Origin of the sequence: Klebsiella sp. CN_Kp091, assembly GCF_040065095.1 — a bacterium.
Taxonomy (GTDB): Bacteria; Pseudomonadota; Gammaproteobacteria; order Enterobacterales; family Enterobacteriaceae; genus Klebsiella; species Klebsiella aerogenes.
In genome coordinates this window covers 573,764-586,553 of sequence record NZ_JBEAIO010000049.1, presented here as the reverse complement: position 1 = coordinate 586,553, position 12,790 = coordinate 573,764, and the positions used below count along the sequence as shown (strand labels likewise).

Here is a 12,790-nt window from a genome sequence, read left to right as displayed (position 1 = left end):
CGCTTATGACTTTTAATATTGCTCTTAATTTCGAGGACGGCATTACCCGCTTTATTCAATGCCATGCCGGGGAGAAGGTGCTGGATGCGGCCTATCGCCAGAAGGTAAACCTGCCGATGGACTGTTCGGACGGCGTTTGCGGCACCTGCAAATGCCATTGCGCCAGCGGTGAATACGATCTGGGTGAAGATTATCTCGACGAGGCGTTAAGCGATGACGAAGCGCAGGCTCGCCAGGTGCTGACCTGCCAGATGGTACCGACCAGCGATTGTGTGATCGATGTGCCGGTGGCCGCCGCGCAGTGTAAAACCGCGTTGACCAACACCGGGGCGCAGGTGCGACAGGTGAATTTACTGTCCGATACCGCCATCGAACTGGTGGTCGCGCTGGATGAGCCGATGGCTTTTCTACCGGGGCAGTACATCAACATTCAGGTACCGGGCACGCCTCATGTGCGCGCCTATTCATTCAGCTCGCTGCCGGGTTCTCTCGAAGGGCGTTTTCTGATTCGTAACGTGCCTGGCGGCATGATGAGCCAGTGGTTAACCCAGCAGGCGCGGCCCGGCGATCGCCTGACCCTCAGCGGCCCCATGGGCAGCTTCTATTTGCGCAGCGGCGAACGCCCGCTGCTCATGCTGGCGGGCGGTACCGGGCTGGCGCCGCTACTGTCCATGTTACACACCCTGCAGACACAGGGTAGTCAGCGTCCGGTAACGCTACTGTACGGGGTGACCCGTGACGGCGATCTGGTGAAAACCGACGCGCTGGACACCTTTGCTCAACAGCTTACGGGGTATCGCTGGCTGCCGGTGGTGGCGGATGAAAGCAGTTCCTGCCCGCAGCGCGGCTTTGTGACTGAACATCTTGACGATGCCATGCTGAATAACGGCGACGTCGACATCTATCTTTGCGGACCGCCGCCGATGGTGAATGCGGTCGCCACGGCGCTGCGCGAAAGAGGAATTTCCCCGGCAGGGTTCTGGTATGAGAAATTTATCGCCAGCCAGAGCGCGGCGGCATAAGGAGGCATGATGCGTTTTACCGATAAAGTCGTCGCTATTACCGGCGCGGCGCAGGGCATTGGTCGCCAGACCGCGGAACAGGCGGCAACTGAAGGCGCCGCCCTATTGCTGATTGACCGCTCGCCTTACGTGCACGAACTGGCTGCCGTTTTAGCCCAGGCCGGAAGCCAGGTACTGGCGCTGGAGGCTGACCTTGAGCAGTGGCAGAGTACCGAACAGGCGTTTGCCGCCGGGGTCGCGCATTTCGGCCGGCTCGACGTGCTCATCAACAACGTCGGCGGCACCATCTGGGCGCGACCTTTCGCCGAGTATCAGCCAGAACAAATTGAGAAAGAGATCCGCCGTTCGCTGTTCCCTACCTTGTGGGGCTGCCGCACGGCGCTCCCTTGGATGCTGAAGCAGGGGAAAGGCAGCATCGTCAATATCTCGTCGGTGGCGACGGCAGGGGTGAACCGGGTGCCATACTCGGCGGCGAAAGGCGGCGTTAACGCGCTGACCCGGTCGATTGCTATGGAGTACAGCGGCAGCGGCATTCGGATTAACGCCGTCGCGCCGGGCGGCACGGAGGCGCCGCCGCGCCTGACGCCGCGCAACGATGAGCAGCCGAGCGAGCAGGAAAAGGCGTGGTATCAGCAGGTTGTCGATCAGACGGTGGAGAGCAGCCTGATGCATCGTTACGGCACGCTGGCGGAACAGGCGAATGCGATCCTGTTTCTCGCCAGCGATGAGGCCAGCTATATCACCGGCGTAACGATACCGGTGGCGGGCGGCGATCTCGGCTAGCGGCGGGTGGCATACCAGCAGAGCAGGGAGCCGAGACACACCATCCCGGCTCCCTGCCAGAAGGACCATGAGAGCGCGGCGCTGAGCAGTACTGCCGCCAGTGCGGAGGAGAGCACCGGCGTGAAGTACGAGGCCGCCGCCAGCAGGCTGACGTTGCCGTGCAGGATGCCAACGTTCCACGCCGCGTAGGCCAGCCCCAGCGCCACGGAGACCGTAATCAGCTTAATGACTACCGGCCAGCTAAACTGCATCGGCGGCTGCGTGCTGGCCAAAAACTTCAGCCACAGGGTCAGCGCCGTTAATAAGACGAAGAGGGTAATGCCATTTTTGCCTTTGGCATACTTCGCGGTCACCGTGCAGTAGGCTGCCCAGATAAATGCGCCGATAAATGCCAGAAAGTAGCTCAGCGGGCTCGAAATGACGTTATTGATAATTTCACTGAGGTTGAGTCCGTGCTCGCCGCCGAGCACCCAGCTCACGCCGAACAGCGCCAGTAGTAAGCCGGGGATCACCAGCCAGCTGCTTTTCTGACCGTTAAAAAGAATGGCGAATAAAATAGTCAGGCTGGGCCACAGGTAATTGACCATCCCCACTTCAATGGCCTGCTGGCGGGTGGCGGCGAAACCCAGCGACAGGGCGAGGCAGATCTCATAGCTAACAAACAGCACGCTACCGGCCAACAGATAGCGGCGCGGGATTTGGCGCAGGTTGGGAAAGCCGACGGTAAAAATGAGCAGCAGGCCGCTAAGGCTATAAATCATCGCCGCGCCGCCGACAGCGCCTAGCCCTTCGCTGACGCCGCGGATCAAACCGACCATCGTGCTCCATAATATAATGGCGGCGAAGCCGATTGACGTCGCTCTCTTTTTTTCCATGTTTAACCTGATAGTGACTCACACGCAGCCAGAATTTATAACATCTTTTCGCTCCCGGCGGTCGATCTTTTCCGTAGCGCATAACTCTTTGGGGTTAGTCAAACTCGCTAGCGCTGACTCTTTAGGGGGCGAGCGTTGGCGACCTTGATTTGACGCAATAAAAAAAGGGACATTGCTGTTAGTTTCCTCCGCGCGATGAACACACATCCTGCATGGAGGAATCAATGGACGTCAGCCGCAGAAAGTTTTTTAAAATCTGCGCAGGCGGTATGGCCGGAACAACAGCTGCCGCACTGGGCTTCGCCCCAAAAATGGCGCTGGCTCAGGCACGCAATTTCAAATTGCTGCGCGCAAAAGAGATCCGCAACACCTGCACTTACTGCTCCGTGGGCTGCGGGCTATTAATGTATAGCCTGGGCGACGGCGCGAAAAACGCCAAAGAAGCGATTTATCATATCGAAGGGGATCCGGATCATCCGGTAAGCCGCGGCGCGCTGTGCCCGAAAGGCGCCGGTTTGCTGGACTACGTCCACAGCGAAAATCGCCTGCGTTATCCGCAATACCGTGCTCCGGGCTCGGATAAATGGCAGCGCATCTCCTGGGATGAAGCTTTTAACCGCATCGCCAAACTGATGAAAGCCGACCGCGACGCCAACTTTATTGAAAAGAACGAGCAGGGCGTGACGGTTAACCGCTGGCTTTCCACCGGGATGCTGTGCGCCTCGGCGGCGAGTAATGAGACCGGCATGCTGACGCAAAAATTTGTGCGCTCGCTCGGCATGCTGGCGGTAGACAACCAGGCGCGCGTCTGACACGGACCAACGGTAGCAAGTCTTGCTCCAACATTTGGTCGCGGTGCGATGACCAACCACTGGGTTGATATCAAAAACGCTAACGTCGTGATGGTGATGGGCGGCAACGCCGCGGAAGCGCATCCGGTGGGATTCCGCTGGGCGATGGAAGCGAAGAACAATAACGATGCCACGCTTATCGTTGTCGACCCACGCTTTACGCGTACCGCGTCGGTGGCCGATATCTATGCGCCGATTCGTTCCGGTACCGACATTACGTTCCTGTCGGGCGTGCTGCGCTACCTGATCGAAAATAATAAGATCAATGCCGAGTACGTAAAGCATTACACCAATGCCAGCCTGCTGGTACGGGATGATTTTACCTTCGAAGATGGCCTGTTCAGCGGCTACGATGCGGAAAAGCGCCAGTATGATAAATCGTCCTGGAACTACCAGTTCGATGAAAATGGCTACGCGAAACGCGATGAAACGCTCTCCCATCCGCGCTGCGTGTGGAATCTGCTCAAGCAGCACGTTTCCCGCTACACGCCGGAAGTGGTCGAAAATATCTGCGGTACGCCGAAAGAAGACTTCCTCAAAGTGTGCGAGGTACTGGCTTCAACCAGCGTCGCGGATCGCACCACCACCTTCCTGTATGCGCTGGGCTGGACGCAGCACACCGTCGGCGCGCAGAACATCCGCACCATGGCGATGATCCAGCTGCTGCTCGGCAATATGGGTATGGCAGGCGGCGGCGTCAACGCGCTGCGCGGACACTCCAATATTCAGGGGCTGACCGATTTGGGCCTGTTGTCGACCAGCCTGCCGGGTTATTTGACGCTGCCGTCCGATAAACAGAGCGATCTGCAAAGTTATCTTAGCGCCAACACGCCGAAAGCGACGCTGGCCGACCAGGTGAACTACTGGAGCAACTACCCGAAATTCTTCGTCAGCCTGATGAAATCGTTCTACGGCGATGCGGCGCAGAAAGAGAACTACTGGGGCTTCAACTGGTTGCCGAAATGGGATCAGGCTTACGACGTTATCAAGTACTTCAATATGATGGATAACGGCAACGTCACCGGCTATATCTGCCAGGGCTTCAACCCGGTTGCGTCCTTCCCGGACAAAAACAAAGTGGTGCGTAGCCTCAGTAAGCTGAAATATATGGTGGTTATCGACCCGCTGGTGACCGAAACTTCGACCTTCTGGCAGAACCACGGCGAGTCTAATGATGTCGACCCGTCGGCTATTCAGACCGAAGTCTTCCGTCTGCCGTCGACCTGCTTTGCCGAAGAGGATGGCTCGATCGCCAACTCCGGTCGCTGGCTGCAGTGGCACTGGAAAGGCCAGGACGCGCCGGGCGAAGCACGCAACGATGGCGAAATTCTTGCCGGGATCTATCACCGTCTACGTGAGCTGTACCGTCGCGAAGGCGGTAAGGGCGCGGAACCGCTGCTGAAAATGAGCTGGAGCTATAAGCAGCCAGATCATCCGGAATCGGAAGAGGTTGCAAAAGAGAACAACGGCTACGCGCTGGCGGATCTCTACGATGGCAATGGGGTGCTGCTGGCGAAAAAAGGACAGTTGCTGAATAGCTTCGCGTTACTGCGCGATGACGGCAGCACCGCGTCATCTTGCTGGATCTACACCGGCTGCTGGACCGAGCAGGGTAACCAGATGGCGAATCGCGATAACGCCGATCCTTCTGGGCTTGGCAATACGCTGGGATGGGCCTGGGCCTGGCCGCTCAATCGCCGCGTGTTGTATAACCGCGCATCAGCTGACATTAACGGCAAGCCGTGGGATGCGAAGCGGATGCTGATCCAGTGGAACGGCAGTAAGTGGGTCGGTAATGATATTCCGGACTTCAATACCGCGCCGCCGGGGAGCAACACCGGGCCGTTTATTATGCAGCAAGAGGGGCTTGGGCGCCTGTTTGCGCTCGATAAACTGGCGGAAGGGCCGTTCCCGGAACACTACGAGCCGATGGAAACGCCGCTTGGCACCAACCCGCTGCACCCCAATGTGGTCTCAAGCCCGGTGGTGCGTTTGTATGAAGATGATGCCCTTCGCCTGGGTAAGAAGGATAAGTTCCCGTATGTCGGTACTACCTATCGTCTGACCGAACACTTCCATACCTGGACCAAACATGCGCTGCTTAACGCAATTGCGCAGCCGGAACAGTTTGTCGAAATCAGCGAAGGGTTGGCGAAAAGCAAAGGTATCGTTAACGGCGATTGGGTGAAAGTCAGCAGCAAGCGCGGGTTTATTCGCGCGGTTGCCGTGGTGACCCGCCGACTGCGCACGCTGAACGTCAACGGGCAGCAGGTAGAAACCGTCGGTATCCCGCTGCACTGGGGCTTTGAAGGCGTGGCCCGTAAAGGCTATATCGCCAACACCCTGACGCCTAATGTCGGCGATTCCAACTCGCAAACGCCGGAGTATAAGGCGTTTCTGGTCAACATCGAGAAAGCGTAAGGAGCGATTAAATGGCGATGGAAACACAAGACATTATTAAACGCTCCGCGACCAACCCGATAACTCCCGCGCCACGCGCGCGGGACTATAAGGCGGAAGTCGCCAAGCTTATCGATGTCTCCTCCTGCGTAGGCTGTAAAGCCTGCCAGGTGGCCTGTTCCGAGTGGAATGACATTCGTGATGAAGTGGGGCACTGCGTCGGCGTGTACGACAACCCGGCGGACCTCAGCGCTAAATCCTGGACGGTAATGCGCTTTAGCGAGACCGAACAGAACGGCAAGCTGGAGTGGCTTATCCGCAAGGATGGCTGCATGCACTGCGAAGAGCCGGGCTGCCTGAAAGCCTGCCCGTCCGCCGGGGCGATCATTCAATACGCCAACGGCATTGTCGATTTTCAGCAGGAAAACTGCATCGGCTGCGGTTACTGCATAGCAGGGTGCCCGTTTAATATCCCGCGCCTCAATAAAGAGGATAACCGGGTCTATAAATGCACGCTGTGCGTGGATCGGGTCAGCGTTGGTCAGGAACCGGCCTGCGTGAAAACCTGTCCTACCGGCGCTATCCACTTCGGCACGAAAAAAGAGATGCTGGAAGTGGCGCAGGAGCGGGTGGATAAGCTGAAAAAACGCGGTTATGCCAATGCCGGGATTTACAACCCGCAGGGCGTTGGCGGCACCCATGTGATGTACGTACTGCATCATGCCGACCAGCCGGAGCTGTATCACAAGCTGCCGAAAGCGCCGCAGATCGATACCAGTATCAATCTGTGGAAGGGGGCGCTGAAACCGCTGTCGGCAGCGGGCTTTATCGCTACCTTTGCTGGGCTGATTTATCACTACATTGGTATCGGGCCGAACAAGGAAGTTGACGATGACGAGGAGGAACACGATGAGTAAATCGAAAATGATAGTGCGCACCAAATTCATCGACCGCGCCTGTCACTGGACGGTGGTTATCTGTTTCTTCCTGGTGGCGCTGTCGGGGATTTCGTTTTTCTTCCCGACGCTACAATGGTTGACGGAAACCTTCGGCACCCCGCAGATGGGGCGTATCCTGCATCCGTTTTTCGGCGTGCTGATTTTTGTCGCGCTGATGTTTATGTTTGTGCGTTTTGTCCACCACAATATCCCTGATAAACAGGATATCCCCTGGCTGAAAGGCATCGTGGAGGTTCTGAAAGGCAACGAACATAAGGTCGCGCGCGTCGGTAAATATAACGCCGGGCAGAAGATGATGTTCTGGACCATTATGAGCATGATTTTTGTGCTGCTGGTGACCGGGGTGATTATCTGGCGCCCGTATTTTGCGGAATATTTCCCGATACCGGTTATCCGTTACAGCCTGCTGATACACGCCACTTCGGCGATTATCCTGATCCACGCGATCCTCATCCATATGTATATGGCATTCTGGGTCAAAGGGTCGATTAAAGGCATGATCGAAGGCAAGGTCAGCCGCCGTTGGGCGAAGAAACATCACCCGCGCTGGTATCGCGATGTCGAACGCCTGGAAGCGCAAAAAGAGAGCCGTGAGGGAATGAAGTAAGCCTTTACGGGGGAAACCCGCTCCAAAGATATTGGGGCGGGCTCCCGGCATTCAGCAGTTAGTGATAAGTGTATCGATTGAATCAATGACCCCCTGACGCGCACAACTCAGATTACAGACGAAAGCCTGTGGCTGGATTCGTTTATTATTTAAATTACTGATCATCGGCGTACAAAGTAAAAAGCTGTCAAACTCTATATTTATCCTTGGGGCGACATGCTGATGCCAACGAGGTAACTGTCGCGCCCGCATTAAAGGAATAATGACTCTAGTGGCCGTAATCATTCTGCACTATCATATAATACGGCAGGGTGTTATTTGTTTGCGCAGAATAATTTCGATAGACATTGAATTGTTTAAGCATCATAGCACCCTGAAAAACTCATCATCTGTGAGAGTACCTGCTTTTGCAATAAATTCATTCATTGCGGCAATGAATTCCTTATGCTGGCGCTGCTTATCTGTTTCTCGTAAATCCTTTCCTGTCTGCGCTGACTCCTTCTGGGCTGGCACGTCAGTACATCTTTTACGTAGCGTATTACTTTTCATCGTTGGCTCCTTGCTGGTGGTTCAGTGATTATTCTCTTTACTCACTTAAAAATAAACCTCAGCAGTAATTTTAATATTTATTTTGCGAGCCGGGTTCCAGAGCAACGCAACAGATGAAATATTAACGTTTATTGTAATAATCCTTTGCGCAGGGGTAATACTGCGCAAAGGTGATAAAGCTATTCTTTCAAAACTTCTCAGGAATAAACCGGAAAGGAAAATGGGTCGGTTTCACTTTGCCAATTTTACGTTTCGGTAAGGTAATGTGTTCCGTTGGTAGAGCCTCGTAGGGGATCTGCGAAAGCAGATGGGTAATAATATTCAGGCGTACGCGTTTTTTATCTTCCGAGCGGGCGACAAACCACGGCGCCCAGGCGGTATCGGTGGCGGCAAACATCGCATCGCGCGCTGCGGTGTAATCATCCCAGCGGTTGAAAGATTTAATATCCATCGGCGATAGTTTCCAGATTTTGCGTCCGTCATCAATACGGTCGCGCAGGCGCCGTTCTTGTTCCTGCGGCGTCACCTCCAGCCAGTATTTCAGTAAAATAATGCCGGAATCGACCATCCCACGCTCCACCATTGGCGCGCCGTCGAGGAATTTTTGCACCTCCTCCTCGGTACAAAATCCCATCACCCGTTCAACGCCGGCCCGGTTGTACCAGCTGCGATCGAAAATCACTATCTCGCCGGCGGCGGGAAGATGTTTGATATAACGCTGAAAATAGAGCTGGCTGCGTTCGCGCTCGGTTGGCGCGGGAAGGGCGACAACGCGGAAAACCCGTGGGCTGACGCGTTCGGTCATCGCTTTGATGGTGCCGCCTTTGCCGGCGCCATCGCGTCCCTCGAATACGATGCATACCTTAAGCCCTTTATGCACGACCCACCGCTGTAGCTTGACCAACTCGACGTGCAGTTTACGCAATGCCTGCTGATATTCTTTCTCGCTTAACGGCTCCGTTTTGGCGGGTATGACGGGCGCAACGGCTTTCTTCTTGTTTCCCATGGCTGTCCTCATGCGTGGTGGCCTGAAAGGCAGGTCGCTGTTTAAAGTGTAATCAGAGCCAGACAAAGCGGCGGAAAACTTCTCATCCAGTGGAGGGCGCAAGATAGCCATTAAGCGCATCAACTCACTGCTGCTTAATCAGGAATCGGGTAGGATAGGCTGGTTAATTAACTGAAATCATTCAGGGAGAGAGTATGTCGAATAAACTTCTGCAAGTGCACTTTGCTTTTAGCGGCCCGTTTGGCGATGAAATGTCGACGCAATTAGCCGAACTCGCGCAATCTATTAACCACGAGCCCGGTTTTATCTGGAAGATCTGGACGGAGAATAGCGCTACGCAGGAAGCCGGTGGCATATATCTGTTTGAAGATGAACAAAGCGCGCAGGCTTATGCGAAAAAACACGCCGCCCGCCTGCAGCAATTTGGTGTGCAGGAGATGTTCTACAAGATTTTCGATGTCAATTTAGCGCTCAGCCAGGTTAACCACGGGCCGCTCAATTAAAACAAACCGTGGTTACATATAGCGCTCAAACTGCCATGCCGCCACGGCTTCGAGGATAAACAGCCCGGATACAACGAGACCCGCCACGCGATGGCGGGAATAAAATAGTATTCCCGCGACCACGGCTAACACCGGTAACGTAATGGGCCAGCAGGCGACGATAGTAATCCAGGCGATGATCAGATAATCCTTCATCATGGCGAATACTCCGTGGTCAATGTTTACCGGCGCGCACGATGCGCCGGTAAAAATCAGAATTCGACGACGCCGCCTTGTTCAATACGGTCAATATCATTGGTGACAGGATTCACCTTTTCGTTGTAATAGGTGTAGGCATTAACGTCGGGAGTCATCGCTAATTTTGGTTGTTCCGTTTTCGATTCAGGCGATTCTGTCTGTGGATTAGCGGCAAGGTCTGCCGGTTCCGGCGGCGTATAGTGTAACTGGTCGGCGAGACTGCCCGCCGCGAAGGCGCTGGCGTTAATAGAAAGCGCGCTGATGGCGACAATAATTAATTTTTTTAAAGTCATAAATTTCATCCATGAGACGAAACCCGCCACGGCGGCAGGTAAAAAGAGCAAGGTTTAAGATAATACGTAAAAGAAGTTAATGTTTCAAAGCGTAATCGCCCTCCGCTAGTATAAAGTTGCTATTCATCGGCAATTCTTTATGGTAGCTACTTGTATTACCGAGCATTCCCCGTGTCCTTATCGTTAATTTCACATTAATGTAGCAAAATTTTCACTAGTTTTGATCATCTCCGCACTTTTGCACCAGCCCGGTGCGCAAGGTTGCTAAAGTCGTTCTATGTTTAGCTCACTGTCGGTATGGACACCAGCGTTCCTGGCAGGCCACGTGACGGCAACAGACCTCCTGACCTGTAAAGACTGGCGTATTGCCGGGTGGTACCGATTGCGGTCACGCTACGCGACTATTAGTAATCGATCTGGCGATACCTCTCTTCCTGGCGGGTTTTTTGCTTTATCTACCGAAGCCGCTACGGCTTATTCCAGCATTGGCACGTTACGCTGTAAGTGGTTTTTACTGCGCCAGTTTATGGCGTCTGTTCGATATCGCTGAGGACTATCCGAATGTCTTTAAAACTTAAAAAGTTGACTCTGCATTTTGCAATAGCAGGTTGTTTGAGCGCGGCATTTTACGCACAGGCGGATGTGAAGATTGGCGTGGCCGGCCCCTTTACCGGGCCGAATGCGACCTATGGCGCCCAATACTGGAAAGGGGCATCGCAGGCGGCGGCTGATATTAATGCCGCCGGGGGAATTAAAGGCGAAAAAATTGTGCTGGTGCAGGGCGATGATGCCTGTGAACCCAAGCAGGCGGTGGCGGTGGCTAACCGCCTGGTTGACGACTCCGGCGTCTCGGCGGTGGTAGGCCACTTCTGCTCTTCCTCGACAATGCCCGCCTCCGAGGTCTATGACGAAGCCGGGATCCTGACCATCACGCCGGGTTCCACCAATCCGCAAATCACCGAACGCGGAATGAAAGATATGTTCCGCATGTGCGGGCGCGATGACCAGCAAGGGGTGATTGCCGCCAACTACATGCTGGATGTGCTGAAGGCGAAGAAGATCGCCGTCATTCACGATAAAGACACCTACGGTCAGGGATTAGCCGACGCGACGCGCGCGGCGCTCGCTAAACGCGGGACGAAAGAGGTGTTGTATGAAGGCCTATCCCGCGGGGAAAAAGATTTCAATGCCCTGGTAACCAAAATCGGCGCCCTGAAACCGGATGTGGTTTATTTCGGCGGCTGCCATCCGGAAGCCGGCCCGCTGGTGCGCCAGATGCGCGAGCAGGGCGTCCAGGCTAAGTTCTTCTCCGGCGACTGCGTGGTGACCGAAGAGTTGGTTACCGCCGCGGGCGGGCCGCAGTTTACCAATGGCGTGTTAATGACCTTCGGTAAAGATCCGCGCACCATTCCTGAAGGTAAAGCGGTGATCGACAAATTCCGCGCCAGCGGTTTTGAACCGGAGGGCTATACCCTTTACGCCTATGCTTCAATCCAGGCTATCGCCGCCGCCTATAACGCTGCCGGTACCGATAATGCCAAAGCCAGCGAATGGTTGAAAAACCACAGCGTCGATACCGTGATGGGTAAAAAAGCCTGGGACGGCAAAGGCGACCTGAAAGTATCGGATTACGTGGTTTATCAATGGGATGATAAAGGCAAATATCATCAGCTGTAACCCGGGATTGTAGTGCGCATAACGCCCTCATCAGAGGGGCGTCGTACCACCGTAAGCAGCAGACGTTAAGGCCTCTGCGTCTGCTGCACCTTGACTGGCAGGATGGTTCCTATGGCGGCATTCTTTCTGCAACAACTGATCAATGGCTTAACGCTTGGCGCGGTATATGGGCTTATCGCCATTGGCTACACCATGGTTTATGGCATCATTGGTATGATTAACTTCGCCCACGGCGAGGTATATATGGTCTCAGCCTACCTGTGCGCTATCGGGCTGGCGCTGCTGGCCTACTTCGGTATTCACTCTTTCCCGCTGCTTATTTTCGGCACGCTGGTGTTTACGATTATCGTCACCGGGGTGTACGGCTGGGCCATCGAACGCATTGCTTATCGGCCGCTACGGAATTCAACGCGTCTGGCGCCGCTGATTTCGGCAATCGGCATGTCGCTGATTTTACAAAACTACGTGCAACTGAGTCAGGGCCCTAATCAACAGGGGATCCCGACGTTGATGCACGGCGTATTGCGGATTACGGTAGGTGATGGCGTGGTGCAAATCACCTGGACCAAAATCTTCATTCTGCTCGCCGCTTTCGTCGGCATGGTGGTGCTGAGCTGGATAATCAACCATACGCAGCTTGGGCGGGTATGCCGCGCGACCCAGCAGGACCGGCGGATGGCGGCCATTCTCGGCATTAACACCGATCGGGTGATCTCGCTGGTATTTATGATTGGCGCGGCCATGGCGGGACTCGCCGGGGTACTGGTGACCATGAATTACGGCACGTTTGATTTTTATATCGGTTTTATTATCGGCATTAAGGCCTTCACCGCTGCGGTACTGGGCGGGATCGGTTCGCTGCCGGGGGCGATGCTTGGCGGCCTGCTGCTGGGCGTCGCCGAGGCGCAGTTCGCCGGGTTAGTAAACTCGGATTATAAGGATGTCTTCTCGTTCGCATTGCTGGTGGCGATTCTGATTTTCCGTCCGCAAGGGCTGTTAGGCCGTCCTGTCGTGGCCAAGGTCTAAGG

Annotated in this window: 13 protein-coding genes and 1 pseudogene; 8 read left to right on the top strand and 6 right to left on the bottom strand. The window is 55.0% G+C overall.

Annotated features, from left to right (window positions below):
• The first annotated feature begins 5 nt into the window (after positions 1-5).
• Both benC and ABLV17_RS23400 read left to right on the top strand, forming a co-directional pair.
• Complete coding sequence (benC, locus tag ABLV17_RS23405; RefSeq protein ID WP_348854710.1) at positions 6-1,022, top strand: benzoate 1,2-dioxygenase electron transfer component BenC; 1,017 nt, start codon at positions 6-8, stop codon at positions 1,020-1,022.
• 9 nt (positions 1,023-1,031) lie between these two features.
• On the top strand, positions 1,032-1,805 hold the full coding sequence (locus ABLV17_RS23400) for a 1,6-dihydroxycyclohexa-2,4-diene-1-carboxylate dehydrogenase (protein WP_213316404.1): 774 nt from the start codon (positions 1,032-1,034) through the stop codon (positions 1,803-1,805).
• Here ABLV17_RS23400 and yddG read toward each other — a convergent pair.
• Complete coding sequence (gene yddG / locus ABLV17_RS23395) at positions 1,802-2,680, bottom strand: aromatic amino acid DMT transporter YddG (protein WP_113373304.1); 879 nt, start codon at positions 2,678-2,680, stop codon at positions 1,802-1,804. The genes ABLV17_RS23400 and yddG overlap by 4 nt on opposite strands.
• A 224-nt stretch (positions 2,681-2,904) precedes the next feature.
• Between yddG and fdnG the strand changes: the two genes are divergently transcribed.
• Genes fdnG through fdnI form a run of 3 tightly spaced genes read left to right on the top strand, consistent with a single transcriptional unit; the run spans position 2,905 to position 7,497 of the window.
• Positions 2,905-5,952 carry a formate dehydrogenase-N subunit alpha gene (fdnG, locus tag ABLV17_RS23390; protein ID WP_348854709.1) on the top strand — a complete coding sequence of 1,016 codons (3,048 nt, stop codon included), beginning with the start codon at positions 2,905-2,907 and terminating at the stop codon, positions 5,950-5,952.
• An 11-nt stretch (positions 5,953-5,963) separates the two neighbouring features.
• Entirely contained in the window at positions 5,964-6,848 is an 885-nt protein-coding gene (gene fdxH, locus ABLV17_RS23385) for a formate dehydrogenase subunit beta (protein ID WP_015366463.1), read from the top strand.
• A complete protein-coding gene (fdnI, locus tag ABLV17_RS23380; RefSeq protein ID WP_113373307.1) occupies positions 6,841-7,497 on the top strand; it encodes a formate dehydrogenase-N subunit gamma in 657 nt (218 codons plus the stop codon). The genes fdxH and fdnI overlap by 8 nt, the downstream gene beginning before the upstream one ends.
• 51 nt (positions 7,498-7,548) lie before the next feature.
• Here fdnI and ABLV17_RS23375 read toward each other — a convergent pair.
• The 3 genes and pseudogenes from ABLV17_RS23375 to ppk2 form a co-directional block, all read right to left on the bottom strand.
• Positions 7,549-7,864 (bottom strand): annotated as a pseudogene (locus ABLV17_RS23375) (CcdB family protein).
• Entirely contained in the window at positions 7,861-8,046 is a 186-nt protein-coding gene (locus ABLV17_RS23370) for a hypothetical protein (RefSeq protein WP_213292526.1), read from the bottom strand. The pseudogene ABLV17_RS23375 and the gene ABLV17_RS23370 overlap by 4 nt, the downstream one beginning before the upstream one ends.
• 187 nt (positions 8,047-8,233) lie before the next feature.
• The gene (gene ppk2 / locus ABLV17_RS23365) at positions 8,234-9,052 is read right to left on the bottom strand and encodes a polyphosphate kinase 2 (RefSeq protein WP_348854708.1); all 819 of its coding nucleotides are present in this window, start codon (positions 9,050-9,052) and stop codon (positions 8,234-8,236) included.
• 194 nt (positions 9,053-9,246) lie between these two features.
• Between ppk2 and ABLV17_RS23360 the strand changes: the two genes are divergently transcribed.
• Positions 9,247-9,555, top strand: a complete 309-nt coding sequence (locus tag ABLV17_RS23360) for a monooxygenase (RefSeq protein WP_348854706.1) — start codon at positions 9,247-9,249, stop codon at positions 9,553-9,555.
• Between the two features lie 12 nt (positions 9,556-9,567).
• Here ABLV17_RS23360 and ABLV17_RS23355 read toward each other — a convergent pair whose 3' ends face one another.
• Both ABLV17_RS23355 and ABLV17_RS23350 read right to left on the bottom strand, forming a co-directional pair.
• Positions 9,568-9,753: a hypothetical protein gene (locus ABLV17_RS23355; protein ID WP_045394141.1), complete on the bottom strand. Its 186-nt coding sequence runs from the start codon at positions 9,751-9,753 to the stop codon at positions 9,568-9,570.
• Positions 9,754-9,806: 53 nt separating this feature from the next.
• The gene (locus ABLV17_RS23350) at positions 9,807-10,085 is read right to left on the bottom strand and encodes a hypothetical protein (RefSeq protein ID WP_213316136.1); all 279 of its coding nucleotides are present in this window, start codon (positions 10,083-10,085) and stop codon (positions 9,807-9,809) included.
• A 561-nt stretch (positions 10,086-10,646) separates the two neighbouring features.
• Here ABLV17_RS23350 and ABLV17_RS23345 point away from each other — a divergent pair.
• Positions 10,647-11,762 (top strand): branched-chain amino acid ABC transporter substrate-binding protein, encoded by a 1,116-nt coding sequence (locus tag ABLV17_RS23345; protein ID WP_015366474.1) that lies wholly within the window; start codon positions 10,647-10,649, stop codon positions 11,760-11,762.
• A gap of 111 nt (positions 11,763-11,873) precedes the next feature.
• On the top strand, positions 11,874-12,788 hold the full coding sequence (locus ABLV17_RS23340) for a branched-chain amino acid ABC transporter permease (protein ID WP_032711708.1): 915 nt from the start codon (positions 11,874-11,876) through the stop codon (positions 12,786-12,788).
• The last annotated feature ends 2 nt before the right edge of the window (positions 12,789-12,790 follow it).